At 64.5% G+C, this 25,105-nt stretch carries 23 protein-coding genes (1 of these 23 running past the window's edge); 6 read left to right on the forward strand and 17 right to left on the reverse strand.

What is annotated here, in order from left to right; translation table 11 throughout:
• From pobA to K3M67_RS18255, 6 genes are all read right to left on the reverse strand, one after another.
• Nucleotides 1-290, reverse strand: the beginning of a protein-coding gene (gene pobA / locus K3M67_RS18230; RefSeq protein ID WP_066854733.1) for a 4-hydroxybenzoate 3-monooxygenase. 880 nt of this gene lie to the left of the window's left edge; only the first 290 of its 1,170 coding nucleotides appear in the window; its start codon is at nucleotides 288-290; its stop codon lies beyond the left edge, outside the window.
• 184 nt (nucleotides 291-474) lie between these two features.
• A complete protein-coding gene (locus K3M67_RS18235; RefSeq protein WP_285833674.1) occupies nucleotides 475-2,889 on the reverse strand; it encodes a hypothetical protein in 2,415 nt (804 codons plus the stop codon).
• A gap of 345 nt (nucleotides 2,890-3,234) precedes the next feature.
• Nucleotides 3,235-3,477: a hypothetical protein gene (locus K3M67_RS18240; protein ID WP_285833675.1), complete on the reverse strand. Its 243-nt coding sequence runs from the start codon at nucleotides 3,475-3,477 to the stop codon at nucleotides 3,235-3,237.
• A gap of 240 nt (nucleotides 3,478-3,717) precedes the next feature.
• Complete coding sequence (locus K3M67_RS18245; RefSeq protein ID WP_285833676.1) at nucleotides 3,718-4,614, reverse strand: SDR family NAD(P)-dependent oxidoreductase; 897 nt, start codon at nucleotides 4,612-4,614, stop codon at nucleotides 3,718-3,720.
• Nucleotides 4,611-5,546, reverse strand: a complete 936-nt coding sequence (locus tag K3M67_RS18250; protein WP_066854743.1) for an SDR family oxidoreductase — start codon at nucleotides 5,544-5,546, stop codon at nucleotides 4,611-4,613. Before K3M67_RS18250 ends, K3M67_RS18245 begins: the two co-directional genes overlap by 4 nt.
• A gap of 12 nt (nucleotides 5,547-5,558) precedes the next feature.
• Entirely contained in the window at nucleotides 5,559-6,434 is an 876-nt protein-coding gene (locus tag K3M67_RS18255; protein WP_084438908.1) for a beta-keto acid cleavage family enzyme, read from the reverse strand.
• 119 nt (nucleotides 6,435-6,553) lie between these two features.
• Between K3M67_RS18255 and K3M67_RS18260 the strand changes: the two genes are divergently transcribed.
• Entirely contained in the window at nucleotides 6,554-7,390 is an 837-nt protein-coding gene (locus K3M67_RS18260; protein ID WP_066854748.1) for a helix-turn-helix transcriptional regulator, read from the forward strand.
• A gap of 24 nt (nucleotides 7,391-7,414) precedes the next feature.
• Here K3M67_RS18260 and K3M67_RS18265 read toward each other — a convergent pair whose 3' ends face one another.
• The 4 genes from K3M67_RS18265 to K3M67_RS18280 all read right to left on the reverse strand — a co-directional run bounded on the left by K3M67_RS18265 (nucleotide 7,415) and on the right by K3M67_RS18280 (nucleotide 9,569).
• Nucleotides 7,415-7,678 carry a hypothetical protein gene (locus tag K3M67_RS18265; protein ID WP_066854750.1) on the reverse strand — a complete coding sequence of 88 codons (264 nt, stop codon included), beginning with the start codon at nucleotides 7,676-7,678 and terminating at the stop codon, nucleotides 7,415-7,417.
• Nucleotides 7,679-7,716: 38 nt separating this feature from the next.
• Nucleotides 7,717-8,388, reverse strand: a complete 672-nt coding sequence (locus K3M67_RS18270; RefSeq protein WP_285833677.1) for a DUF4197 domain-containing protein — start codon at nucleotides 8,386-8,388, stop codon at nucleotides 7,717-7,719.
• 96 nt (nucleotides 8,389-8,484) lie between these two features.
• Nucleotides 8,485-8,904 carry an acyl-CoA thioesterase gene (locus K3M67_RS18275; RefSeq protein ID WP_285833678.1) on the reverse strand — a complete coding sequence of 140 codons (420 nt, stop codon included), beginning with the start codon at nucleotides 8,902-8,904 and terminating at the stop codon, nucleotides 8,485-8,487.
• Nucleotides 8,901-9,569, reverse strand: a complete 669-nt coding sequence (locus tag K3M67_RS18280; RefSeq protein WP_066855287.1) for a glutathione S-transferase family protein — start codon at nucleotides 9,567-9,569, stop codon at nucleotides 8,901-8,903. The genes K3M67_RS18275 and K3M67_RS18280 overlap by 4 nt, the downstream gene beginning before the upstream one ends.
• A gap of 220 nt (nucleotides 9,570-9,789) precedes the next feature.
• Between K3M67_RS18280 and K3M67_RS18285 the strand changes: the two genes are divergently transcribed.
• The 4 genes from K3M67_RS18285 to K3M67_RS18300 are packed head-to-tail and all read left to right on the forward strand — an operon-like array spanning nucleotide 9,790 to nucleotide 13,728.
• Complete coding sequence (locus K3M67_RS18285; protein WP_066854755.1) at nucleotides 9,790-10,545, forward strand: glutathione S-transferase family protein; 756 nt, start codon at nucleotides 9,790-9,792, stop codon at nucleotides 10,543-10,545.
• Between the two features lie 43 nt (nucleotides 10,546-10,588).
• A complete protein-coding gene (locus tag K3M67_RS18290) occupies nucleotides 10,589-11,371 on the forward strand; it encodes a glutathione S-transferase family protein (protein WP_285833727.1) in 783 nt (260 codons plus the stop codon).
• A 9-nt stretch (nucleotides 11,372-11,380) separates the two neighbouring features.
• Nucleotides 11,381-12,817, forward strand: coding sequence for an aldehyde dehydrogenase family protein (locus tag K3M67_RS18295; protein WP_285833679.1), 1,437 nt, complete (start codon nucleotides 11,381-11,383; stop codon nucleotides 12,815-12,817).
• Nucleotides 12,817-13,728 (forward strand): CmcJ/NvfI family oxidoreductase, encoded by a 912-nt coding sequence (locus K3M67_RS18300; protein WP_285833680.1) that lies wholly within the window; start codon nucleotides 12,817-12,819, stop codon nucleotides 13,726-13,728. The genes K3M67_RS18295 and K3M67_RS18300 overlap by 1 nt, the downstream gene beginning before the upstream one ends.
• A gap of 17 nt (nucleotides 13,729-13,745) precedes the next feature.
• Here the strand turns inward: K3M67_RS18300 and K3M67_RS18305 are convergent, their stop codons facing one another.
• From K3M67_RS18305 to K3M67_RS18335, 7 genes are all read right to left on the reverse strand, one after another.
• On the reverse strand, nucleotides 13,746-14,156 hold the full coding sequence (locus K3M67_RS18305; protein ID WP_285833681.1) for a hypothetical protein: 411 nt from the start codon (nucleotides 14,154-14,156) through the stop codon (nucleotides 13,746-13,748).
• Between the two features lie 2 nt (nucleotides 14,157-14,158).
• The gene (locus K3M67_RS18310) at nucleotides 14,159-15,628 is read right to left on the reverse strand and encodes an aldehyde dehydrogenase (protein ID WP_084438926.1); all 1,470 of its coding nucleotides are present in this window, start codon (nucleotides 15,626-15,628) and stop codon (nucleotides 14,159-14,161) included.
• Nucleotides 15,629-15,643: 15 nt separating this feature from the next.
• Entirely contained in the window at nucleotides 15,644-18,031 is a 2,388-nt protein-coding gene (locus tag K3M67_RS18315; protein ID WP_285833682.1) for a TonB-dependent receptor, read from the reverse strand.
• A 199-nt stretch (nucleotides 18,032-18,230) separates the two neighbouring features.
• The gene (gene nov2 / locus K3M67_RS18320; protein WP_285833683.1) at nucleotides 18,231-19,706 is read right to left on the reverse strand and encodes a lignostilbene-alpha,beta-dioxygenase NOV2; all 1,476 of its coding nucleotides are present in this window, start codon (nucleotides 19,704-19,706) and stop codon (nucleotides 18,231-18,233) included.
• Nucleotides 19,707-19,776: 70 nt separating this feature from the next.
• Nucleotides 19,777-21,396, reverse strand: coding sequence for a GMC family oxidoreductase (locus K3M67_RS18325; protein WP_285833684.1), 1,620 nt, complete (start codon nucleotides 21,394-21,396; stop codon nucleotides 19,777-19,779).
• 8 nt (nucleotides 21,397-21,404) lie between these two features.
• Nucleotides 21,405-23,588, reverse strand: a complete 2,184-nt coding sequence (locus tag K3M67_RS18330) for a PQQ-dependent dehydrogenase, methanol/ethanol family (RefSeq protein ID WP_285833685.1) — start codon at nucleotides 23,586-23,588, stop codon at nucleotides 21,405-21,407.
• The gene (locus K3M67_RS18335; RefSeq protein ID WP_066854777.1) at nucleotides 23,585-24,499 is read right to left on the reverse strand and encodes an NAD(P)H-binding protein; all 915 of its coding nucleotides are present in this window, start codon (nucleotides 24,497-24,499) and stop codon (nucleotides 23,585-23,587) included. Before K3M67_RS18335 ends, K3M67_RS18330 begins: the two co-directional genes overlap by 4 nt.
• 96 nt (nucleotides 24,500-24,595) lie before the next feature.
• Between K3M67_RS18335 and K3M67_RS18340 the strand changes: the two genes are divergently transcribed.
• Entirely contained in the window at nucleotides 24,596-25,093 is a 498-nt protein-coding gene (locus K3M67_RS18340; protein ID WP_066854779.1) for a nuclear transport factor 2 family protein, read from the forward strand.
• Nucleotides 25,094-25,105 lie beyond the last annotated feature (12 nt).

Consider the following 25,105-nt stretch of genomic DNA (forward strand, 5'->3'; position numbering starts at 1 on the left):
ATGACCTGCCTGCCTGTCAGCGCGGCGATGTCAATGCGGATCAACCGTTCGCCGTCGGCCAGGTGAAACCCGTCATGCGGCAGCCCTTCGGCATGCATACGCGCGCCCAGGCCCAGCCGGTCCATCAGGTCGGTCGTGGTCCGCTCCAGCACACCCGCGCGGATGCGTCCCAGAACATAATCGGGCGACGCCCGCTCGACGATGATGGTATCGATGCCTTCGGCTCGCAGCAGATGACCAAGCAACAGTCCGGCCGGCCCTGCGCCGACAATGGCGACCTGGGTTTTCATGATGATCCTCTCCAGCAGATGCGGAATATGCCGGAAACATGCCGCGCCGATGCGCGTACGCCCATGGCGGGATCAGCAAAATAATTGGATTATCGACCAGCCCATCATCCGGCGATACGATCATTTTCCTTTGCGCTATAGGCCATTCCATCCGCGTGGGACCACACAAATCTGGATGATACGGTCAGGCGGCAGGCAATGTGACCACATTGGCCGGCGCATCGCGGAGCCGCAGGTAAAGCTTCCCGTCCGGCGGCGCCGGCACCTTCAGGGCAGAACCGGTGTAGCCGTGCGCGACCTGGGCGGCCTGATCGAGGTTGGGCGTCGTCCCGACCGCGTCGATCAGGAACAGGTCGCGGCCACGGATCGTGCAATCTCCCTCCTTTGCTTCGCAGGCCACGCCCTCGATCCGCGGCAACCGGGCCAGAGTCACCAGCGGCTGCCAGTCACTGACCTCCCCGCCCCGCGCCAGGCGAAAGCGGAGCGGGCCGAAAAGCGGCGCCAGCGCGTCTGGGTCGAGCGTCGCCACCATCACCTGCGGACTTTCCAGGCGCAGACCATCGGCCGTCGTGAGGCGAAGCGCGGCGCTACCATCGATCGGCGCCACTTCGATGGCGTCGGCAGCGGTCAAATGCGTCTCCCCCTTGGCCTCGACGGAGAAGACGAGCCGACCGCTATCCGGCAGCACCTCGTCGCCATCGAGCGCCAGATCCGCGCTGCCACCCGGTGCGCCCGGCGTCACATCCTTGCTCAGCAGCCCGATCTGCGGACGTGGAGCCGCTATCGTTACCGCCAGGCCAACGGTTCGCCCGTCATGCAAGCTGACCCGGGCGCTCACCTGACTGCCCTGCCGGGGAACCACCCCTTCCCCCTGCATCGCCAGTCTCAATCGGTCGATAGACCCGTCGCGCGTCAGCCCGTCGGGCCGCAAGATCACGCCGGCAATTTCGACGCTTTCCACCTGATCGAGCCGCTGCCCCGAGAGCAGCGCTTGCCTGTCGCCGGTATGGAGAAGTAGGCCGTCCAGGCGGCTTGCCTGGGCATAGCTGCGCAGAGTAATGGTCGACGGTTGAGCGACCCCCTGATATTTCACCGCCAGATCGATCGTTCCCGGCCTGCGCTCCGCGAGCGGCAATGTCAGCGCCAGCCCGTCGCGCCCCTGGACTTTCCACCCTATCGACTGAACCGGTCCATCGCCCTGACGGATCGTCACGCTTTCGACGCAGGCCGGCGCGCCGCCCTTCAAGACCAGCCCATTGTCGCGGCCGACCACAAGCGCAGGCGCTTCGCCCTCGACCGCCCATCCGCCCCCATCGGGCAACTGGAGCGTAAAGTCCGGTCCTTCAAGGCGATCGAATCCCCAATGGCCGTACAGATGGCCCTGCACCGTTCCCTTGAAGGTAGACGGCAGGTCGGCGCCAGCCAGCACATAGCCGCCCCGATCCGCCCGCGCCGTAACCGGCAGTTCCGCCATCTCGCCCGTTGCCGCCTTCAGCGCCAGCTTGACGTCGCGCGCATAGGCGGTGGAATAGATGAGCGGCGCGCCCTCGACCGGCAGCACGGTGCCGGCGCGCACGGCGCAGATCGGCGCATCGGCTGCATTGCGCAGGCGCGGCGGGCTGTCGGCCTCGATCGCCGGCATCGCCACGACCATCACCGACTTGGGCTTCTGGAAAGAGGGCGCAGCGTTCAGCAACAGGCCGATGCCATCGCCCTTGCGCACACTGAGCGTTGGCAGATAGTCGAACTGCGGATTACTGAATGCGCCGAAAATCTTCGCCACATCGCGCACCACGCCGATATAGGCGCTGTAATAGCCATAGCCCGCCTCCCGCGTAGCGCTCAGCTGCAACGCCAGATCGGTCGGCGCTCCCGTCAGCGTCTCGGCCATCGAACTGCTGTGGACATCCGCCAGAACCAGCGATTCCCGATTGTCGAGCAGGCAGGCCGCCTGCAATTCGACAACCCTCGACAGACATTCCTCATTCAGTTTCATCGACAGGCTGTTCGCCAGCATCGGCGCGACGCCCCGCAGAAATTCGGGATGGGTATTTTCCTGCGCGCGAATCGCGGCCATGAAGGCGTCGAGCCGAGATCGGTCGAGCGAGGCCTGGTTCAGATCCTGCGTCGCCCGGACGAATTCGCCCGGCTTGCCGCGCACCGCGTCGGTCAGCGTCCCCTCCGCCCCGCCCGTGTCGGGCACCAGGAACAGCACCATCTGCCGTGCGCCCTTGGGCACGGTCACGGTCAGCGCCCTGTCATTGGCCTTCTTCTTCCAGGTCTCGGCGAACCTCACCCAATCCTTGGGCGGCGGGTTGGTCGCCCCGCGCAGGAATGCGGACGCCAGGATGAAACGGGCACCCTGTTCATCCGGCAAGTCCGCCTCGATGGAGAGCTGATCCCCCTCGGACAGGCTCGGCACCTGCGCGATCGGCAGGCTCTGCGCGCCGCGCATCACCATGACGCGCAGGGATGGACCGGACAGTTCGAATGGGGCCGGGTCGGCCGCATGGAGGGACGCGGGCACCAGCGATGCCAGCAGAAAGGCGATGCCCCAGCACTTGGCGCGACGCGCAATCCTGTCGGTCGCAATGCACATATGTCTATTTTCCACCATCCTGCCTGCGACCCTGCTTCACCTCTCCCATATCGGCGCAGGCAAGCCAAGAGCGAAGGAATGCCGATACGGGTCGGGGCGGCATGGCGTATCGTCGCCACATGCCGCATCCTTCATGCGGTCGATCGCCCGACCCACGCGTCGGCTCGACATGGAACTTCCGTTCGTCGAGGACGGTCGACTTTCTTCTCGAACGGATTTGCCCAGACGGCAGATTGGGAGAAAACCATGCTCCTGGCGTGAAGCGAAGGATTCCTCCATAAGTCGGGCATGGCGCCTTGTTAGCGGACGGCCTCCCGATCAGATCGATGCGGGAGGCCCCTCGCCTCAGCGCTGGGCAAGCTGGACGGCCGGCTTGCGCGTGATGGTCACGCCGGCCTCGGCCCATTTGCTCGCAGTGCGGCACTTGACGGTGGGAACGATGGAACTGGGCTGGACCTGCTTGATGCAATAATGCTGGGTCTTGGCATCATAGCTCACCTTGGGCTTGCCATACTGGCCCTGCGCGGCGGCGGGCGCGGCAAAGCTGCCAATGGCGGCGGCGGCGATGATGGCGGCAATGGTCTTCATGGTCATGTCCTTCCCTGAACTTGCTTTGAACGATCCCGATGGACCGTGCCCAATGCTTTGCAGGGGGCGTGCCAATTGATGAAAAGCTCGGAAATCCGGGATTTAGAACCGATCGGCAGAAAATCTGTTGGGGGTAATATCCCAATATACGGCGCAATATCCTTTCTGTTGGCAAAATTTTCATCGCAAATCAAAAAGCTGGCCGGACATGCCCCTTTTCCATCCGGCCAGAGGCAGCCCCTATGCGCCGTTGACTTTTTCGCGCCTTTCCCCGCCTGGCACGCCATGCGCGACCCGCTTCCCATAGTCCGGGTCGTCCTCGGGCTTTGCAAGAGCGGCCAAGACCTGTTGGTGGACCTCCTCCAGCGTCCCGCGAAATTCGGGATAGGGCAGGATGTAGAACTGGTTCGCCTCCACGCCTTCCAGCACATAGCGGGCCAGCACCTCCGGCTCCATGCCGACCGCGATCACCTGCTTAAGGTGCGCCATGACAACGGGATCGGCGCCATAATAGCCGGTGTCCTGAAGGTGCGCCGGGCGCGTCAGCACCGCCTCGTGGATGTTCGTGTTGACCGCGCCGGGACAGAGGAGCGACACGCCGATACCATGATCGGCCAGGTCGAGCGCCAGGCATTCGCTCAGGCCCCGTATCGCCATTTTGGACGTGCAATAGATGCCCGTGCCCTTGAGCGCCACGAAGGCGGACATCGACGCGGTGTTGACGATATGCCCGCCCTTGCCCCGCTCGATCATGCGCGGGACGAAGGTCTGGATGCCGTTGATGACCCCGCGCAGATTGACATCCAACTGCCAGTCCCAGTCATCATAGGTGGCGTTCTGCAAAGGCCCGAAGATCGACACCCCCGCCGTGTTGAACAGCAGCTCGACCGGCCCCAGCTGCGCCTCCACCGCATCGGCGGCGCGGGCATAGGCGGCGCGGTCGGTGATATTCAGCTTTACCGCCATCACCTCATGCCCGCGCCCGTCGAACCAGGCCAGCGCCTCGTCCAGATGGTCCTGCCTTATGTCGGCGATCGCGACCTTGCAGCCCGCCTGCGCAAAGACCTTCGCCTGCCCCAGCGCCACGCCCGATCCGCCGCCGGTGATGAAGGCGGTGCGTCCCGCGATCCTCGTCATGCCGCCAACTCCTTGCCCTTGTGCCGCGCCAGTTGGTCGTCGAACACCGGGTTGGACAGCAGAAAGCCGATCTCCTTCGCCCGATCCTGGTTGATCGCCTCATCGGGCATCGACGCCAGGATCGCATCGAACCGGGTCCGCATCCCGTCCGCGAATTCGGGATGCGTCAGGATGTACAGATCGTTATCGCATATGCCGGCCAGCACCCGCTCGCCGACCTCGTCCGCGCTCATCCAGAGCGGCGACACCGGCCGCTTCTCCAGTTCTTCCTCGCGCTGCTTGTAGCCGCTGTCGCTGCGATATTCGGCCGGCCGCAATTCGCCCGAATGGGCGATGTGGCTCTGCACCGGGCCGGGCATGAAAGCCGAAACGCCGATATTCTCCGCCGCCAGCTCGCCCCGGATCGCCTCCGAAATACCCAGCACCGCCGCCTTGGCGGCGGTGTAGATCGCCGAATAGCTGATCGGGATCAGCGCCGATTGGGACGATGTGGTGACGATCTGTCCGCCCTCGCCATGCGCCTTGATGCGCGGCAGGATGGTGACCAGGCCGTTGATGACCCCGCCCAGATTGACGCCCATGCCCCAGTCCCAGTCATCGTAGCGCGCGTCCAGCACCGGCCCCATCACGCCTATGCCGGCATTGCCGATCAGCATGTGGATCTTGCCGAACCGCGCCTCCGCCGCATCGGCGGCGCGGGCGAATCCGGCGCGATCCGTGACGTCGAGTTGCACTGTCTCGACCTGCGCATCGGCGGCCAGATCGGCCTTCGCCTGTGCCAGCGCGTCCTCGCGGATATCGGCGATCACCACATTTGCCCCGGCCCTGACCAGCGCCCGCGCAATGCCCAGCCCGATTCCGTTCGCCCCGCCCGTTATGAAAGCGGTCTTGCCCCGTACATCGCCCATCGGCGCACCTGCTGCCTGCGTCATCCTGTCCTCTCCTTATTGCTTCAGGCCCAGCATGGCCCGCGCCTCGCCGGCGCTGGCGATGTCGCCGCCCATCCGATCGACCATCTCGACTGCCCAGCGCACCATCTCGCCATTGTCCGCGGCCATCCGGCCACGCCGCAGATAGATAGTGTCCTCGAACCCGACGCGGATATTGCCGCCCAGCAGCATCGACTGCGCCGCCATGGGCAGGCTGTGCCGGCTGACGCCGAAGCCGGTGAACTGGCTCCCACGCGGAATCTGGTTCTTCGCATAGAGCATCGCCTCAGGCGTCGCCGGCAATCCATATTTGGTGCCCAGAACGAAGGTGAAGGGCACATTCTTCGGGATCGCGCCCTTCGCCATCAGGTCGTCGGCGAACACAAAGTCCCCCGCCTCGAAGCATTCGATCTCCGGCAACACGCCCGCATCCTGGATCATGTGCCCCATCCTGGTGATCATGGGGTCAAGGTTGATCGCCACCCCGCCCCATAGCTGCATGGTGCAGATGTCGAGCGTACACATGTCGGGCTTCAAATCCAGGATATGCTCCAGCCGCCGCTCGGCGGTGAACATCAGCGTGCCGGGGCCGCAGACCGCCGGATCATCGTCCCCCTGCATCCAGGTGCAGCCCGGCCCTGTGGTGACATTCAATATCACTTCATCATTCTTCGCCCGGATCAGGCCGACGACTTCGCGATAATCCTCCAGCGCCTGCGACGGCGCGCCGGTCTCGCGATCACGCACATGGACATGAATGATCGACGCGCCGGCCTCCGCCGCCGCCAGCGCCTCGGCGGCGACATGATCCGGGCGGAAGGGGAAGTCGGGATGCGCCGGCATCGGCGAACTTCCCGTCACCGCGCAGGTCACAAATAGCTTGCCAGCCAATCTACCTCTCCTGTTCACTGTCGGCTATGCTGCCGACCGCAGACCAACGGGTCTTGCAGAGGAGACGGCCCGCAAGAAGGCCGGTGGATGTCCCATTATTGCGAGTAACTGGATAAGGCATGGCACAAAGGGAAGAATTGTCGCGGTTCCTGAAAGCCGCTCGCGCCAAGCTGGCGCCGTCCGAAGTCGGTCTGCCAGCGGGAGAACGCCGCCGCACGCGCGGTCTGCGGCGCGAGGAAGTGGCGACGCTCGCGGGGATGAGCGTCACCTGGTACACATGGTTCGAGCAGGGGCGCGAGGTCCAGCTATCCGCGCCGATGCTGGAGCGACTGAGCCGCACCCTGCGCCTCAGCCCCAACGAGCGCGAATTTCTCTTTGCGCTCGCCCAGCATCGCCCCCCGCCGTTGGCCCGCCGCGCCGATGAGACGATCCACGCGGGCACCCAGCATCTGATGGATGCGCTGTCGATTCCCGCGCTGGTGATGGTGGAGGACTGGACGGTGATCGGCTGGAACCGCCTCGTCGCCCATGCCTTTCGCGACTATAGCCAGTTACCGCGCGAAGAACGCAACCTGTTCCGCATCCTGATGCTCAACCCGCGCTATCGCGCCGACCCGGACAAGTTCCAGGATATGTGCCGCCGCCTGATCGCCCGCTTCAAATGGGATTATAGCCGCACCGCCCAGCCCGAAGTGTTCGAGGGCATCATCGCCGACATGATGGACCAGTCGGAATTCTTCCAGCGCTACTGGCAGGAATCCGACATCATGGCGCATTTCGAGGATACCAACATCGCCGACATGCCGGGCGTGGGCGAGATCATGTTCCGCCACACCAGCTATGCGATCGAGGAAGCGCCGGGCCAGCGCCTGTTGCTGTTCGCGCCGCTGGACGAGGTCAGCGCACAGCGACTCGCCAGGCTGGTGGCGGAAACGGAGGCGCCAGTTACAGCCTGACGCCCGTCCACCGCCGCCTGATTGTCAGTTGGTCTCGCGCTTCAATCGCTCGGCCAGCGCATCGATCTCCTCCGGTTCCAGCAGCCAGGTGCGCGTCTTGCGCCCTTCCCGATGGACGGGCTGGGTCAGCAGGATGCGCGCCTGCGCTTTGGCATCGGGCTTGTAGAGGCCAAAATGGACGGCGCAGTCGCGGATCGTGCCGATCAGCGGCGGCTTGCCATCCAGGTCGATCATGGTCGCGGGCTGATCCCAGGGGATGCTGGCGACGCCGGGAAATTTCTGTTCCATGCGCCTGCGTCACCACGCTCTGCCAAGGAAAGCAAGGCCTATCCGAGCAACGCCATCAGGATCGGGTCGCCGGTCGCGCGCGGGTCGCGGCGAATTTCCGCTTCCTCGCGCCCGATCGCGCGGAAGATCGCGTCGCCGATCTGGCCCGACACATTGTCGGCTATCGCCGCATAATCCCTGCCGCCTGTCGCAGCCAGCGCCGCCGACAGCATCTCGAACATGTCCGACCGCAACGCCTGCGACGCGCCGGGCATCAGCGCCTCGACCACCGAGCCACGCGCTTCGCGCGCCAACAGATCGGTCGCTGCCGTCGGTCCGCCGCGCAGCACCGATACCGCATCCGCCAGCGTCATGCGATGAACCGCGTCGATCACGACCGGCGCGGCATTGTCGGCCAGATCGACCGCGACATCGTTGAGCGCCATCGCCACCTGGTTGCGCACGGCATTGGTCCGCAGCAGCGCGGAAAGCACCGCTCCACCCTTCCCGCCACCCAGGTCCGGCGGCGCGATCCGCGTGAGCTGATCGTCATAGAAGCCACCCGGTTCGGTCAACCGGGAAAAGGCACGCTCGCTCGACAGTTCCAGCAAGCGCCGCACCGCTTCCTCGACCGTATAGCGCCCCATCGGCGTGGCGCAGGCCGCCAGCGGCAGCAACGCCAAGGTCGCGATCAGGCTGCGCCTGTCGGAAAGGCCGAATGATTGCTCCATGACGCGTCTCCCTCTTTCGTGGAAACCGTCATGGCCCGCTCAGCCTTGCCGGGCGCTGAACGCTTACAGACCCACCCCATTCGGTTTCACCCAAGGCTATAGGAATAGCGCCCGCACCGAATCAGGCACCCGCTCCGCCCGCAGCCCGCCCGGGCGGTTAGCGTCCGGGGCAGTCCAGACGCGCTTTTCGATGCACTCCACGCACAGCCGGCCGTCCAGCGACAGCCGATGCGCGACAGTGAAGCTGCTATTGCCGAAAACCGGCGCCTCCGCCTCCACCAGCACATCATCGCCATAGGCGGTCGGCAAGAAAAATCGCGCCGACACGTCGACCATGGGAAATCCGGCAAAGGGCATGGTCGCCATCATCTCGCGCTTTTTGGGCAGGCCCGCGCGTTCGAACAGCAGCATCGTCGTTTCGCCGAAAATGTCGAAATAGCGCGGGGCATGGACGATGCCGGCGGGGTCGCAATGCCCCCATTCGATGCGGACGATCCGCTGGAGATAGGCGCTCACGCGAGAATAGTCTTTCCTTGCCTGGTGGTCTTTTCCGCCATCTCCTCGGCGGGTGGCGGGGTGGGGACGAGAAGCCCGCGCTGCACTGCGGGCCGCACCGAAATCCGGTCGAACCAGCGCTGAAGATGGGGAAAGCCGCTCATGTCGACACCCGCCCAGTCATGCCCCCGAACCCAGGGAAAGCAGGCGATGTCGGCGATCGAATAATCGCCGACCAGAAAATCGCGATCCGCCAGCCGCGTGTCCAACACCCCGAACAGCCGCTGGCTTTCGCGGACATAGCGGTCGATCACTGCCGGCAGCTTCTCGTCGAAATAGCGGTTGAAGACCGTCGCCTGCCCCATCATCGGGCCAAGCCCCGACATCTGCCACATCACCCACTGGATCACGCGGCTACGATCTTGCGCATCGGCGGGGATGAAGCGCCCGAACTTCTCCGCCAGATAGAGCAGGATCGCGCCGGATTCGAAGATGGCGAAATCCCCCGCATCACGGTCCACCAGAGTCGGGATGCGGCCATTGGGATTGATCGCCACATACCAGTCCTGCTTCTGTACCCTGTCGGTCAGCGAAATCGGCGTCACCCGATAGGGCACGCCCAGCTCTTCCAGCAGGATCGACACTTTCCAGCCATTGGGCGTCTCCGACGTCAGCAGTTCCAGCATCATCCTCTCCGACTTTTCTTCCCGTCCCCAAAGCAAAGCGCGGCCCTCCCTGCAAGACGAGTGGCGGCGCTATCATTGAGACTGACAGGTTGAGCGCTCCCCCCTGCCGGGTAGCGCCACTGATAGTATCCACAGACGACTTGCGGCCCACAGGATCGCCCGGCACCACCTGTTGGCGAAGGCGCATCAGACGCCGCAAGCAACAAGGTGAGGATAGCGCATGTTGACGCTCTACAGCTTCGGTCCGGCCGCCAATTCGTTGAAGCCGCTACTGGCCCTTTACGAAAAGGGGCTGGATTTCACGCCCCGCTTTGTCGATCCGACCCGGTTCGAGCATCATGAGGACTGGTTCAAGGCAATCAATCCGCGCGGCCAGGTGCCCGCGCTCGATCATGACGGTCATATCATCACGGAATCGACCGTCATCTGCGAATATCTGGAGGATGCCTTTCCGGACGCGCCGCGCCTGCGCCCGACCGATCCCGTACAGATCGCGGAAATGCGCGTCTGGACCAAATGGGTGGACGAATATTTCTGCTGGTGCGTGTCGACCATCGGCTGGGAGCGGATGATCGGCCCGATGGCGCGCAAACTCTCCGACGAGGAGTTCGAGGAGAAACTGAAGCATATCCCCATCCCCGAACAGCAGGCCAAATGGCGCAGCGCCCGCGCCGGCTTCCCCCAGGCGGTACTGGACGAGGAAATGCGCAAGATCCGCGTATCGATCGAACGGCTCGAAAAGCGCCTGTCGCAAAGTCCCTGGCTGGCGGGCGAAGTTTATACGCTCGCGGACATCTGCAACTTCGCGATCGCGAACGGGATGCAGTTCGGCTATGCCGACATCGTCAACCCCGACGCGACCCCGAATCTGGTCGCCTGGATCGACCGGATCAATGCCCGCCCCGCCGCGCAGGCCATGTTCGCCAACTCCAGGAGCGAAATGCCACCTCGCCCGGCTGCGGCGACAGCGGCCTGATCCCATGACCTGGCAGGACGAACCGCCCGCGGGGCAGCTCAGAATGTACCATATTCCCGGTTGCCCCTTTTCCGAACGGATCGAGCTGCTGCTCGACCTCAAGGGACTGGATGGCATCATGGCCGACCATGAGATCGACATATCGCATCCGCGCCCCGCATGGCTGCTCGCCAAGACGCACGGCACAACCGCGCTCCCGGCTCTGGAACTGGAAAATGGAGAGACGCTGAAGGAAAGCATGGTCATCATGCGCTATGTCGAGGATCGCTTTCCCGACCCGCCCGTGGCGCAGCAAGACCCATATGACCATGCAGTCGAGGCGATGCTGTGCGCGACCGATGGCCAGTTCACCGGCGCGGGTTACCGCATGATCCTCAATCGCGATCCGGCCAGGCGCGACGAGCACCGGGCCGAAGTTGATGCCCAATATGCGCGGCTGGACGCATTTCTGCGCCATTATGCGCCGGACGGCGACTATCTGTTCGACCGCTTCGGCTGGGCGGAGGTCGCCTTTACGCCCATGTTCAAACGGCTCTGGTTCCTCGATTATTATGAGGCCTATCAGATCCCCCTGCATCTCACGCGGCTCCTGCGCTGGCGGGACGCCTGCCTGTCGCATCCGGTAGCACAGCGCCACCACGGCCATCGCGAGTTGATGACGCTTTATTATGACTACGCCCAGGGCGGTGGCAACGGTCGCCTGCCCGAAGGCCGTCGCATCTCCAGCTTCACCCTCGACCCGCCCTGGCGCGACCGCCCCCTGCCCCCGCGCGATAAATGGGGCACGCCTGCCACCGACGCCGAACTCGGTCTCCTCCCCGCATAAGGACATCCCATGCCCAACACGCTCCAGCACTATATCGACGGCCAGTGGGTCGAGAGCCAGGGCGGCCGGACGATGGCCGTCATCAACCCCGCGACGGACCAACGCGCCGCTGACCTGATACTGGGCACGGCGGCCGATGTGGATGCGGCAGTGATCGCCGCGCGCCACGCCTTCGACACCTTCTCCCGAACCAGCCGCGAAGAACGGATCGCGCTGCTCGAACGCATCATCGGTGAATATCAGAAACGCGTGCCCGACATCGCCCGCGCCATCGCCACCGAAATGGGCTGCCCCATCTCCATGGCGCAAACGGCGCAGGCGGGATCGGGCCTGGGCCATCTGAGGCAGGCGCTCAACGCGCTGAAGAATTACGAATTTTCCGAGAAGATCGGCGACAATCGGGTCGTGCGCGAACCGATCGGCGTGGTGGCGCTCATCACGCCGTGGAACTGGCCGATGAACCAGATCGTGGCCAAGGTCGGCCCGGCGCTGGCAGCGGGCTGCACGATGATCCTGAAGCCCTCCGAAGAAGCGCCCAGTTGCGCCGCCATCTTTGCCGAGATATTGGACGCGGCGGGCGTGCCACCGGGCGTCTTCAACCTGGTGCAGGGCGATGGCGAAGGCGTGGGCACCGCGCTCGCCAAGCATCCCGACATCGACATGGTGAGCTTCACCGGCTCCACCCGCGCGGGCATCATGGTGGCCAAGAACGCGGCCGATACGGTCAAGCGCGTCGCGCAGGAACTGGGTGGCAAATCGCCCAACATCATTTTGGAAGGCACGCCGCTCGACAAGGCGCTGCCGGGCGGCGTGGGCGGCGTGCTGCTCAACAGCGGCCAGAGTTGCGTCGCGCCCACCCGGATGCTCGTCCACAAGTCCCAGCATGACGAAGCGGCGGAAAAGGTCGGCGCGCTGTTCGCCGCCAAGAAGGTGGGCGATCCGCAGATCGAGGGCGATCATATCGGCCCGGTCGTCAGTCAGCGCCAATGGGAGCGTATCCAGGGCCTGATCCAGTCCGGAATCGACGAAGGCGCGACCCTGGTCACCGGCGGCACCGGCCGTCCCGAAGGCATGGACGCGGGCAGTTATGTCCGCCCCACCGTCTTCGCCAATGTCACGCCGGACATGACGATCGCCAAGGAGGAGATTTTCGGTCCCGTTCTCGTCCTCATGCCCTATGCAGATGATGAGGACGCGATCCGCATCGCCAACGACACGCCCTATGGGCTGGGCGCCTATGTCGCGGGCGATCCCGCCCGTGCGCGCAAGTTCGTCAGTCGCATCCGGGCGGGAGCCGTGTTCGTCAATGTCGGTGGCCTGGCCTTCGACATGCCGTTCGGCGGCTACAAACAATCGGGCAATGGTCGCGAATTCGGCAAGTTCGGGCTGGAAGAATTTCTGGAGGTGAAATCGGTGATCGGCGCGCTGCCAGAGGAAGTCGACTAATGGCCAGCCTGCCGATCGCAGCCGATGTCGAGGATAGCGCGCGGCAGGCGCCCGCGCTGATCCGCTATCTCGATGAAGGCGATTTCGTCACGCGGCGCTATGTGTCGCGTGGCGTGGAGATCAACACCGGCACCTATGGCGACCATCGCATGATGGTGCGCGACGGGATGCCGATCCGCGATCATTTCCGTTTCGACACGCATGGCTTCATGCTGGGCAAACATCGCAGCGGCATCGCCGATTTCTTCGACAAGGAGGAGGTCGATCGGCTCTATCTGGGCGAATGTGAAGACGCGATCCGCGCGCTGACCGGCGCAACCTGCGTGTCGGCGGGCGGATGGATGATCCGCACCTCCGCCGATCTCACTGCACGCGCCCAGGAAAAGGTCGAGAATTACCGCCATGAAGGCGGCATCCAGCCACCGGCGGGCGAGGCGCATGTCGATTATAATGAAATCACCGGCCGCCGCGCAGCCGAGCGCGCCTATGCCGCCGCCTTCCCCGATGGGCCGGGCTATAAACGCTATGTCTGCGTCAGTTTCTGGCGCACTTTTACGCCCGGCCCGCAGGATTGGCCGCTGGCCGTGTGCGACGGCCGCACTGTGTCCGATGAGGAGGCGACGTCCAACACCTTGTTCGTGGTGGACGAGCTGCCGGTCGGCGACGCATTGACAGCGCCGGTCGCAGGCGAGGACCAGATGATCGCCGCCTCAATCTTCCGCCATCGGGACCGTCACCGCTGGTGGTATTTTTCGAACATGGCGGCGGACGATGTGCTGCTGTTCAAATTCCAGGACAGCGATCATGATGTAACGTGGCGCTGCCCCCATACCGCATTCCACGACAGCAGCCTGCCCGACACGCAGACGCGATCCAGCATCGAGGTGCGGGCGGTGGCGTTTTTCGAATAAGGTTCGTTCTTGCTTTTCTACCAGCGTAACAGCCCGACCAGTTCCTGCCGCCAGGGCCATAGCAGGATCGCGTTCAACATCAGCGTCACGATCCCGAACGCATATTCGACCACGCCCGGATCGAGCACGAAATTCCAATAGCCGATCACGATATTGAGCGGCACGCAGGCGAGCGCTGCGGGCAGGATCGCCCGGTTCGCCAGCACCAGCAGCGCGACGATGATCTCCATGAGCTTGATCCAGGCGAACAGGCCACTGTGGATCACCGCGAGCGTGAACTCCCGCGCCAGCGGCGTATTGCCCAGCGGCTGCAATTCGAAGGGCGTGAAATATTCCACCCCGGAAAACAGGAACCAGCCGCCGAAGATGATCCGGGCGGCAGTGAACGCCGCCCCGGTTCCGCGCCCCTGCGCGTCCAGCGCGATCATCCTCAGAAACCCGCGGGCGCGCCGTCGAGCAGGATCGTCTTGGTTTCCAGATAGGGCTGCAACCCTTCCACCCCGCCCTCGCGGCCGATGCCCGATTGCTTGAAGCCGCCGAAAGGCAGGCCAAATTCCAGCTTCATGCCATTCTGGCCAAAGCCGCCCGCGCGGATGCGCCGACCGATGCGATAGGCGGCGTCAGCGTCGTTGGTCAGCACCGATCCGTTGAGGCCGAAGCTGCTGTCGTTGGCGATACGGATCGCATCCTCCTCATCCTCGGCCGGGATCAGGCACAGAACCGGGCCGAAAATCTCCTCCTGCGCGATGCGGCTGGCGTTATCGACATTGGCGAACAGGGTCGGCTCGATGAAATAGCCCTTGTTCATATGCGCCGGACGATTGCCGCCCGTCACCAGATCGGCGCTCTCCCGGCCCAGCGCGACATACTCCTCTACCCGCGCCAGCTGGCGCTTCATCGCGACCGGGCCCAGCTGGGTATCGGGCGCATCGCTATGGCCGATGCGGATGCCCTGCATCACCTTGGCGATGGCGTCGGCCAGCGCGTCATGCCGGTGCCGGGGCACGATGGCGCGGCTGAGCATGGCGCAGACCTGCCCGCTCATGATGGTGATGGTGTTGCCCAGGATCGCGGCGGCCACTTCGATCGGGAAGTCGTCGCGCACGATCGCCGCCGACTTGCCGCCCAGTTCCAGCGTGCAGCGCGCCACCCGTCCGGCGCACACCTCGCCGATCCGTTTGCCCGCCAGCGTCGATCCGGTGAACGTCACCTTGTCGATCCCCGGATTGCGAACCAGATGGTCGGACGCATCGCGCCCGGCCGCCACCAGGTTGACGACACCTGCAGGAACCCCCGCCGCCTCCGCCGCTTCCGCTATGATATACGCCTCCAGCGGGGTTTCGGGCGAGGGCTTCATGATGACGGTGCAGCCCGCGACCAGCGCATAGGCGACCTTTGCCGACATGATGCCATAGGGCGCGTTCCACGGCGCGATCGCCGCGACTACGCCCGCAGGCTCCTGCACCACGATCGCGGTGTCGACCATGTGCGACGGGCGCCGTTCCACGAAGGGATAGGTATCGGCATAGCCCGCGATCGCCATCAGCGTCGCGGTCGCGCCGCCGGTCATGACCGGCGCGAAGCTGGCGAGGCCACCGACCTGCGCGGTCCAGGCCGCCGCCAGTTCGGGCGCGCGCCTTTCCAGCTCCGCGCCCATCCGCCGGACAATGGCGCCGCGCTCGGCGGGGGCCATGCTGGGCCATGGCCCGTCATCGAACGCCGTGCGCGCAGCCGCGACGGCGCGGTCCATGTCCGCTTCCGTGCCGTCGGCGACCCGCGCGATGACCGCCTCGCTATTGGGCGACACGATCTCGATCACGCCATCGCCGGTGGAATCGATCCACGCGCCGCCGATGAACAATTTGTCGGGATGGGCGATGCGGATGCCTGCGGGAATCATGCTGTCCATTTCCTCTCAGAAGCTTTTCTTGACGGTCGCGGTCCATTCGCGCGGCCGGCCGACCGTGCCGGTGACGACGCCGAAAGTGCCGACATTTTCCGCCACGCCATTATAATAGAATTTGTCGAAGACATTGGTGACACCGACGCTGAGCGACCAGTCCTTGTCCGCCGCCTGATAGGTCAGCCGCGCATTCACCAGGCTGGGCGCGTCGATCAGATTATAGGGGTTGTTGACCGAGTTATAATAGAAGTTCGAGCGCCAGGACCAGTCGATCCGCGGCGTCATCGTGCCGCTGCCGCCAAGGTCCGCTTCATATTGCACGCCCGCCGACAATTGCCATTTGCTGATGAAAGGCGCGATCATGTCCTTCGTCACCAGAGTCGCCGGGTTGGTGATCGCCTTATAGTCGAAATCCAGATAGCCGACCGACGCATCGAACGACAGACCGTCCGCCGGGCGCAGTTGCGCTTCCAGCTCCCATCCGAACACCTCCGCATCGCCCGCATTGGACGGCACCGAACAGGACAGGACGATGCTTTCCGGACACTGATAGCGGACAAGCTGCATATCGTTATATTTGTTGAGGAACACCGCGCCATTCAGGCGCAGCATCCGGCCGAGCAGGTCGGCCTTGAACCCGGCTTCATAGGTGGTCAGCTTTTCCGGGCCGAAGGTCTGGACCTGGTCCGGCGCGGACGGGCGCGGATTGATGCCGCCCCCCTTGAAGCCGGTCGATAGCTGGGCGTAGGTCATGAGTTCGTCCGACCAGCGATAGTTGACGCCGATGCGGTAATCGACCCGGTTGCCCTTGAACGTGCCGGTCAGCCCATCCAGCCCGACCAGCAGGAAGTTCGGCGTGAAGAAGGCGCCGCTCGGCAAGCTGCCGTCCACATTGCGGCGCGAATAGCGATAGGTCTTCTTGTCGTCGGTATAACGCAGCCCGCCGATGATATTGAAGGCGTCGGTGACATGAAATTCGCCATGGGCGAAGACCGAGGCGCTGCGGTTCTTGATCACGTCGTCCGACAGGAAATCGAAGAGCAGGGTCGGAATCTGGCTGCGGCCCTGGATCGTGTCCGTGGCGTTATAATAGAAGCCGCCGACGGTCAGGTCGACCAGATCGTTGAAATTGGCGCTGAGGCGCACTTCCTGCGTGAACTGCTCATGGCCGTAGGTGAATTGCTGCAACAGGATAGCGAGCGGCGATCCGTCGACGTCGATCGCGCTGGTGCCGTCGGCGCTGCGATAGCCGGTGATCGATTTCAGCTTCAGACTGTCCGACAGATCATAGTCGATCGTGCCAGACAGGCCCCATGCCTTGACCGTGCTGGTCGGGCTGGCGGTGAAGCCGCCCGGCGCGATCTGGGTCGGGATGCCGAACACCGTCGTATAATTGCCGCCGGTCGCGTAAGTGGCGTAGGAACTATAGCTCTTGGCGCCGGTTAGGAAGCGGCTGTCGAACGGGATGCCGGCGGTAGGATCGCCCGCGACATAGCTGCGCACCGATGGATTGTCGGCATAAAGCAATTTGGTCGCGACCGTCTCGCTATTGTCCTTGGACACATCGGCGACGATGTTGATTTCCAGCGGCGCTCCGGCTGGCGCGTAGCGCAGCGCGGCGCGCAGCGCCATCACGTCGATCCCGCCTTCAGTGCCGATCCGGCAATTTTTGTTGCCACTGCTGGTGGGGATGCCCGACGCCGGATTGACGCAGCCATAGTCGAGCAGCTTCATATAACCGTCGACATTCTTCGACACGCCCGACACCCGCAGGAACAGGTCGTCAGTCAACGGCACATTGGCGCTGCCGCGCAGTTCCAGCCGGTCGAACCGGCCGTAGGTCGCCTCGATGAAACCGCCGGTTGTCGAATCGGGCTTCTTGCTGAACAGCTTGACCGCGCCGCCGACGCTGTTCTTGCCCGCCAGCGTGCCCTGCGGCCCGCGCAGCACCTCGACCCGTTCCAGGTCGGTCAGGTCCATCACCGCGCCGAAGGTCGTGCCATAATAGATGTCGTCGATATAGATACCAACGCCCGGCTCCAGCGCGAAACTGGCGTCGAGTTGCCCCACGCCGCGAATGAAGGCGGCGACGGCATTGCCCTGGATGCTGGTCGCGGGCGCCAGCGCGACGTTGGGCGCGAACTGGCCAAGATCGGTGACGCTGGTCTGGCTGCGCGCCGCCAGCGTGTCGGCAGACACCGCGGTGATCGCGATGGGCGTGTCCTGCAAGTTCTGCGCGCGAAACTGGGCCGTGACGATGATGTCGGCGGCGCCGGGCTGATCCGCCGGCTGCTCCGGCGTTGCCGCCTCCTGGGCCCATGCGGGCGCGGCGATCATCGCCGACGCCAGCGCCAGACCCGCCGCATGTGCTTGAAACCGGCTCTTCCAGATTGTCGCCATTTTCTTTTCCTCCCTCATATGATGGCCGCAAGGCGCAGGGGAGGAAGCGCCGGACCAGCCTTTGCCGGTTCCGGTGGGGCGATGCCGTGCATCGACCTGCCATGCCATCCTCTTGCCCGACCCACGGCCGTCCATCTTTTCCGCCCGCAGCGGAGAGGTCTTCGCCTCCCCACTATTCATAACGATCGTTAGTATTTTGTCAAGCGGGTTGGCGCGCCTTTGCCGCCGCCAATTGCGCTGCAGAAACCCAGGCGCCATGAACCTGCGCCCGCATCGGCAGCGGCATCGGCACGCGGGCGACCGGCCCCGCGGCGATCGCGCCGGCATCCACGACCCAGAGTTCGGACTGGAAGTCCACCAGCCCCGTCTGCCTGTCCACCACCGTCAGCAGCCAGCCTTCATGATCGGCCTGCGCCGAGGGGACATGGACCGGCTCGCTGATCGCCATGCCCGGCTCCAGCCCCATCATGTCGATCCGGCCATTGCCCGGTTCGATCCGCAGCAGCGCATTGAACGCAGCCCCGACCGGCCCGCCCGGCAGCGGTGGTCCACCCTGCGGATTCATCGACAGATACCAGGCCACACGATAGGGTCGCCCCTGGTCGGCGTCGCGCAGGCGCGGCATGTCGCCCGGCGGCCCGAGCAGTCTTTCCTCATAAGCTTCGCCCGGCTTCGCCATGTCAAAGGTCCAGCGAGTCAGCCCGCCGCCTATGTCGCGCTGGTCTCGCTGGATACCGCCCGCCTCGCGCATGAAGCCGAAGGCATTGGTGTCCGACAGGCAGAGATCGAGATGGAGCAGGTCGCCTTCCTCATAAGCGTTGACCAGATGGAAGGCCGAAATGCCCGGTCGTCCCTTGAACCAGCGCATCTCCTCCACCTTGCCGTATCGCGGCATGATGCCGACCCAGCTGTCCAGATCCTGCCGGTGCGCCCAATGCGCCCCGCCGGCCTCGAGCCGATCCAGATCGGCCGTGGTCGGGAAGATCGGGAAGATCGCGTAGTTTTCGGTGATCGCGAAGTCATGGATAGTCGAGCAATAGGGCTGATCGAACCATTGCTCGCGCACCAGATTGCCGTCGCGATCGGCGATGGCATAGGCGATCTTCGTCGAACAAAGGCCGTCCGCCTCATAGCCGAAGAAGAACATCTCCCCCGTGACCGGATCAACGCGGGGGTGCGCGGTGAAGGTCTGCGAGGTGAAGGCGCCATGATAATCCCAGCGGCCGATCGTCTCCAGCGTGTCGGGATCGACCTCATAGCCAAGCCCGTCCTCCTTTGTCATGAACAGCCGCCCGCCATGCCAGACCGGCGTGGTATTGGCGACGGTGCGGTCCCGCCCCACGACGCTCGGATCGTCGGTGAAAGGGTTGCGATATTGGCCGAACAAGGCGCGCCGCGCCTCCCTCTCCAGGGCATAGCGTTCGGTTTCGACATAGCGGATCGCATAATCGACCGTGCCGCCTCGAATGGTGAATTTGGCGACCATGCCGTCGCCCGACAGGACGATGTCGTCTTTGAACATCGGGGGGTGCGCAGGATCGGGCACCGCGCGAAAGAAGGCGCCCTCGATCTCGGCGGGGATGACGCCGACGACATCCAGGTTACGCGCTGACCATTCGATGCCGACGGGCGTGTTTAGGCCGGTAAAATGGATCGTTTCGGGAAAGACTCGCACGTTGATCTGCTCCTCGTCCTGCGATCAAATGATAACGATCGTTATTATTATTGCAAGCCGGCGCAACGGCTCACAACTGTCCACTTCGCTGTCTGATTCCGCGCAGCACATGGTCCGCGCCCTTGTCGCCGATCATGATCGCGGTCGCATTGGTGTTGCCAGCGGGCAGGCTGGGCATGACCGATGCGTCGGCGACCCACAACCCATCGACGCCAATGACCGCCAGATCGGGATCGACCACCGCCTGGGCATCATCGACCCGACCCATCCTTGCCGTGCCGACCGGATGATAGAGCGGAATCGACGCCATCTGCACATAGGCGCGCAACTGCTCCGGATCGGTCAGCGCCTTGCCGGGGCGCAGTTCGCTCCTGATATGCGCTGCGATCGGCGCCTCGCTCAGGATCGACCGGGCAATGCCGATGCCCTCGACGATCTGGTCGATATCATCCTCGCTGCCCAGTTGCCGATGTTCGATTTTCGGCGCGTCGGACGGGTCTGCCGACGCAAGGCTGATGCGCCCTCGATGGCTGGGCCGCATCAGCCCGACCAGGGTCGAGACGGACGGGTTCCGGCGCAGCATCAACCGCCCCTTCTCGTCAAAGTCGAAGGCGAAGGCGGCGAAGCTGATCTGGAGGTTGGGCGCGGGCAAATCCGGCCGGCTCTTCACGAACGCCTGCGCATGACCGATCGCCGTGGTCAGCGCGCCCCGCCGCGCGAGCGCGTAGCGCAGCAACTGCCACGCGCCGCGCAGCCCCCGCGCGTCGTTGTTCAGTGTCCGCACATCGACGTCATTGACGACATGGGTACCGACATGGTCCTGCAAGTTCCCGCCCACGCCCGGCAGGTCGCGCACCACCTCTATGCCATGGTCGCGCAGATGATCGGCCGGGCCGATGCCCGACAGCATCAGCAGGCGGGGCGTGTTCATCGCGCCGGCACTCAGCACCACGCCATGGCGTGCGCGCAATTCCTTCTCGACGCCGTCCTGCCGATAGAGGATGCCGACAACGCGATCCCGCTCGATCAGCAGGCGCAGCAACTGGGCCTCCAAGAGGATCCTGGGCGCGTTGCCGCCGCGCCGATCGTGCAGATAACCCCGCGCCGCCGAACAGCGCTCGCCGCCCCGCTGCGACACCTGGACATAATCGACGCCCTCGGCCTTCTCCCCATTCAGGTCCGACGACCGCGATATGCCCGCCGCCTGTGCCGCCGCGATCCACTGGTCGGTGATCGGATAGCGCGCGCGCCCTTCGGACACGGCGATCGGCCCCCCGACGCCGCGCCAGGCATCCGCACCGCGTTCATTATCCTCCAGCCGGCGGAAATAGGGCAGGACGGATTGATAGTCCCATCCCTCCGCGCCCAGTTGCGCCCATTCGTCATAATCCCACCGATGGCCGCGGATGAACATCATGCCGTTCAGGGCGCTGCCGCCGCCCAGCATCCTGCCCGCCGGCCAGATGTCGGCCCGGCCGCCCAGCGACGGGTCCGGTTCGACCTGATAGCACCAATCATAGGTCGGGTTCTGGACGATCGCGCTGGTCAGAGCCGGGATGCGCGACCGTATATGCCGGTCGCTCTTGCCCGCCTCGACCAGGGTGACGGCAAGCCCCGCCTCGGCCAGCCGCCCGGTCATGGCGCAGCCGGCCGATCCGCCGCCCACGACGATGATGTCACTTTCTTCCATGGTCGTTCCTAGAAACTGGACATGATGGCGGCGCTGGGCGCGTCGAGCGGCTGGCCCGCCGCCTGCATCTTCACCTCGCGCGCGTGAAGCCTGCCCTGCTCGTCGATCAGCCAGGCATGGATCGCATCCACATCCTCGCCGCTGAGCAGATCGTCCCAGCGGGGCATCCCGCCCGGTAGCAGCAGCCCATCGTGCACGATCGCTCCGAACATCTCATGCGTTGCCGGCTGCATCCGCCGCAGGTCCGGCGCGGTGGATCGTAACTGGTTGCTGTGGCAGATCGCACAATTCTGGAAGAACATCGCCTGCCCCTGCATGATCGTAGCCCGCGTCACGCCCGGTTTCTGCGCTGGCGGCGCAGCCGCGACCTCTACGGGCGGCAAGGGCTGCGGCTTCTCGACCGCCCCTCCGTCTAGCCTGAACACCAGGATGCGGTTGGCATTGCCGTAGCGGTAGGCGGCCGAATAGCGCGGCACATAGCCCCAGCCGCCACCGCCAAAGCCCGTTGCGACCGCAACATATTGCACGCCCTTCACGCGATAGGTCATGGGCGCGGCCATGATCGAGCTACCGGTGTCGATCTCCTTCAACAGCGCGCCGCTGTCCGCATCCCGCACCATCAGCTTGCCCCCGATCGTACCGTGGAAAATCAGGCCCGATGCGGTAGACAGCACGCCCATCCGGTCCTGCCAGCCTTCGGTCGCGACCGACCAGCGCGCCTTTCCGGTCAGCGGATCGATCGCGCGCAGTTCGGACACGTAGGACTTGTCCTTCACCCACCGCATTTCCGGCAGCTTTTCCACCTGCTCTCGGATCGCGGGCGGCAGCGTCGGCAACACGCTCTGCAATTGCGGGGTGAAGATCAGGGTCGTCTGGACATTCAATGCCTTGGGCCGCCGCGCCTGCGCCGGCGTGCCCGGCGGCACCGTGAACATCAGGTTCCCCATGTCCAGCACATGGGCATAATAGCTTTTCCGCTCGGCATCATAAGCCGCAGGATACCAGTTGCGCGCGCCCGCCGACGCCGGGAAGATGATGCGCGGCCCGTTCCAGTAATCGACCCGCTGGGGCGTCATATGCGGCACGCCCGTCTCGCTGAAACCCTTGGCCCAGTTTGTCCGCACCAGCGCATTGACGCGCAGCGGCTTGCCGGTCTCGCGATCCAGCACGAACAGATAGCCGTTCTTGGGGGAATGGAGGATCACCGGCCGAACCTCGCCGTCTACCTCCATCTGCGTCAGCACCATCGGTTGGGTGGCCGTGAAGTCCCAACTGTCGCCAGGCGTTTCCTGATAATGCCACTTTACCGCTCCGCTCTTCGCGTCCAGCGCGACGATGGAGGAGAGATAGAGATTGGTGCCGCCCTTGGGCGAGCGCGTCGCAATCGAGTAGGGGCCGCCATTGCCGACACCGATATAGACGGTATCGAACGCAGGATCATAATTGATCGCGTCCCACACGGTGCCGCCGCCGCCAATGTCCCAGCGACTCCTGGTATCCCAGGTCTTGAGCGCCGCGTCGAGCGCCTTGTCCTCCTGCGGCCCCTGCGCGGGATCATGCGGCACGGTGTAGAAGCGCCAGGCCTGTCCCCCATCCGCGATGCGATAGGCGGTCACATAGCCGCGCGCGTCATATTCCGCGCCGGCATTGCCGATGATGACGAGGTCGCCCGCCACTTCGGGCGCGCCGGTGCTGGTGTAGCCCCGGCCATGGTCGACCACCGTGTCAGCTTTCCAAAGACGTTTGCCGGTCTTCGCGTCGAGCGCGTAGAGCATCCCGTCGAGCGCACCGACCATCACCTTGCCCTGCGCGACAGCGACGCCGCGATTGGCCTGGTCGCAGCAGGCGGAGCGATTGGCCTGCATGTCGACCTCCGGCTCGAAGGTCCAGAGCGGCTTGCCGGTCGCCGCGTCGAGCGCATAAACCCGGCCCAGATTGCCGCTGGTGTACATGATCCCATCGACCACCACCGGCGTCGCTTCCTGCACGCGGTTGGTATTGAGGTCATAGGACCAGGCAAGACCCAGCCGCGTAACATTGCCCTTGTCGATGTCGGTCAGGCGCGAGTGGTGGCTGCCCCAGACATCGCCGCCGGTGTAGGGCCAGTCGTCGCCCGCGCCCGCATCGCCGCCGCCGCGCGCGCAACCCGCCAGCGCCAGCAACCCGGCGATCACCAGAAACACCCTTCTCACAGTGGCCAGCTTCCCTTGTGCGCCAGCATCACCTCGCGCAGGGTCTTGGGCTTGCGGCCGGTGATCCGTTCGACCCAGTCGGTCCTTTCCGCGAAATAGCCTTCGCGGATCGCCTGACCGAACGTCACCATGTCGTCGCTGGACCATGGAATAGGACCATCCGGCACGATGTCGGACGCATGGCGGGGGGCGCCCAGCGCATCGAAATAGGCGAACATCGCTTCATCATCGACCTGGCTGACGACGATCGGCTTTCCGGCGATCTCGCTGGCCATCGCCATCGCCTGCGGAATGGTGATGAGTTCGGGGCCGGTCAGCACATAGGCCTGGTTTTCATGGCCCGGCTGCGTCAGCACGCCCACGGCGGTCGCGACGCAATCGGCGCGGCTGACGAAGGCGACCGGACCGTCACCGCAATTGTCGGGCTTGCGCCCAGCCATCAGCGCGGGGATGGTCATCGGGCCGGCGATCGCCTCGGCATATTGGCTGTCGCGCAAATGCGTCCAGGACGTGCCGGAGCCTTCGATGATCTCCTCGGTCGCGCGATGATCGTGCTTCACGATGGCAGGATTGCACGGCTGATCGGCGGCGATGATCGAGGTATAGACGATATGCCGCACGCCTGCCGCGACCGCCGCTTCCACGGCGTTGCGGTGCTGGCCGACGCGGGTTCCAACGCGCGCTGTGCTGATGAGAAGCATTTTCTGCCCCCCCTCCATGGCACCGGGCAGGCTTGATGGATCGTCGAAATCGGCAAAGCGCACATCCGCCCCGCGCGCTGCAAGATCAGCCAGCCGGGCAGGCGTGCGCGTCAGCAGGATCACCTCATGTGGGGCGATGCGATCCAGCAGCAATTCCGCCGCCGCACGCCCGAATGCACCCGAAGCACCTGAAATGATGATCTTCCCCATCCATCCTCTCGCTTGCATGATCTGCTCTCTTGTTGCAGACAATCGTAACGATTGTTATTATTACGTCAAGAGACGCAAACAAGGAGAGCGACCATCATGCCATCCCTTCCGATCGAGGACCGGATCGCGCTGCAAGACCTGATCGCCGCCTATAGCTGGGCGCTGGACACCGGCGACGTCGAGGCGCTCGTCGCCTGCTTCACTCCCGATGCGCGCATGGTGGAGGAAGTGTTCGACGACCCCGACATATGGGAAGGGCATGAGGGAATTCGCGGAATCGCCGAACATTATCGCAATGCCCCCGGCTTCCCCGGCCGCCAGCATCATGTCACACAGACCCAGTATAAGCCGCAGGACGACGGCAGCTGCGCCATGCGCTCCTTCGCCTTCGTGACGGAATGCGAAGGCGAACCGCCCTATCTGCTGCGCTTTGCCGGATGGTATGACGATCATGCGGTCAAAAACGCGGACGGCCAATGGCGCTTCCAGCGTCGAACGGTCAGGCTATGGGATGGCGAGGTGCTGAAAAACTTCCCCGGTCGCGGACAATGGGTGCCGCGAAAGCGGCCGGATTCGCTCATCATCCAACGTTGACCGGTTGCCTAA

Origin of the sequence: Sphingobium sp. V4 (assembly GCF_029590555.1) — a bacterium.
In the GTDB taxonomy this organism is placed as follows: Bacteria; Pseudomonadota; Alphaproteobacteria; order Sphingomonadales; family Sphingomonadaceae; genus Sphingobium.

Coding starts and splice junctions, on each gene's coding strand:
- K3M67_RS18290 (WP_285833727.1), top strand. CDS start 10,589: ATGTACCATATTCCCGGTTGCCCCTTTTCCGAACGGATCGAGCTGCTG.
- K3M67_RS18240 (WP_285833675.1), bottom strand. CDS start 3,477: ATGAAGACCATTGCCGCCATCATCGCCGCCGCCGCCATTGGCAGCTTT.
- K3M67_RS18245 (WP_285833676.1), bottom strand. CDS start 4,614: ATGACGAGGATCGCGGGACGCACCGCCTTCATCACCGGCGGCGGATCG.
- K3M67_RS18265 (WP_066854750.1), bottom strand. CDS start 7,678: ATGGAACAGAAATTTCCCGGCGTCGCCAGCATCCCCTGGGATCAGCCC.
- K3M67_RS18235 (WP_285833674.1), bottom strand. CDS start 2,889: ATGTGCATTGCGACCGACAGGATTGCGCGTCGCGCCAAGTGCTGGGGC.
- K3M67_RS18285 (WP_066854755.1), top strand. CDS start 9,790: ATGTTGACGCTCTACAGCTTCGGTCCGGCCGCCAATTCGTTGAAGCCG.
- K3M67_RS18335 (WP_066854777.1), bottom strand. CDS start 24,499: ATGGGGAAGATCATCATTTCAGGTGCTTCGGGTGCATTCGGGCGTGCG.
- K3M67_RS18310 (WP_084438926.1), bottom strand. CDS start 15,628: ATGATTCCCGCAGGCATCCGCATCGCCCATCCCGACAAATTGTTCATC.
- K3M67_RS18250 (WP_066854743.1), bottom strand. CDS start 5,546: ATGACGCAGGCAGCAGGTGCGCCGATGGGCGATGTACGGGGCAAGACC.
- K3M67_RS18295 (WP_285833679.1), top strand. CDS start 11,381: ATGCCCAACACGCTCCAGCACTATATCGACGGCCAGTGGGTCGAGAGC.
- K3M67_RS18305 (WP_285833681.1), bottom strand. CDS start 14,156: ATGATCGCGCTGGACGCGCAGGGGCGCGGAACCGGGGCGGCGTTCACT.
- K3M67_RS18325 (WP_285833684.1), bottom strand. CDS start 21,396: ATGGAAGAAAGTGACATCATCGTCGTGGGCGGCGGATCGGCCGGCTGC.
- K3M67_RS18300 (WP_285833680.1), top strand. CDS start 12,817: ATGGCCAGCCTGCCGATCGCAGCCGATGTCGAGGATAGCGCGCGGCAG.
- K3M67_RS18260 (WP_066854748.1), top strand. CDS start 6,554: ATGGCACAAAGGGAAGAATTGTCGCGGTTCCTGAAAGCCGCTCGCGCC.
- K3M67_RS18270 (WP_285833677.1), bottom strand. CDS start 8,388: ATGGAGCAATCATTCGGCCTTTCCGACAGGCGCAGCCTGATCGCGACC.
- K3M67_RS18315 (WP_285833682.1), bottom strand. CDS start 18,031: ATGGCGACAATCTGGAAGAGCCGGTTTCAAGCACATGCGGCGGGTCTG.
- K3M67_RS18340 (WP_066854779.1), top strand. CDS start 24,596: ATGCCATCCCTTCCGATCGAGGACCGGATCGCGCTGCAAGACCTGATC.
- K3M67_RS18280 (WP_066855287.1), bottom strand. CDS start 9,569: ATGCTGGAACTGCTGACGTCGGAGACGCCCAATGGCTGGAAAGTGTCG.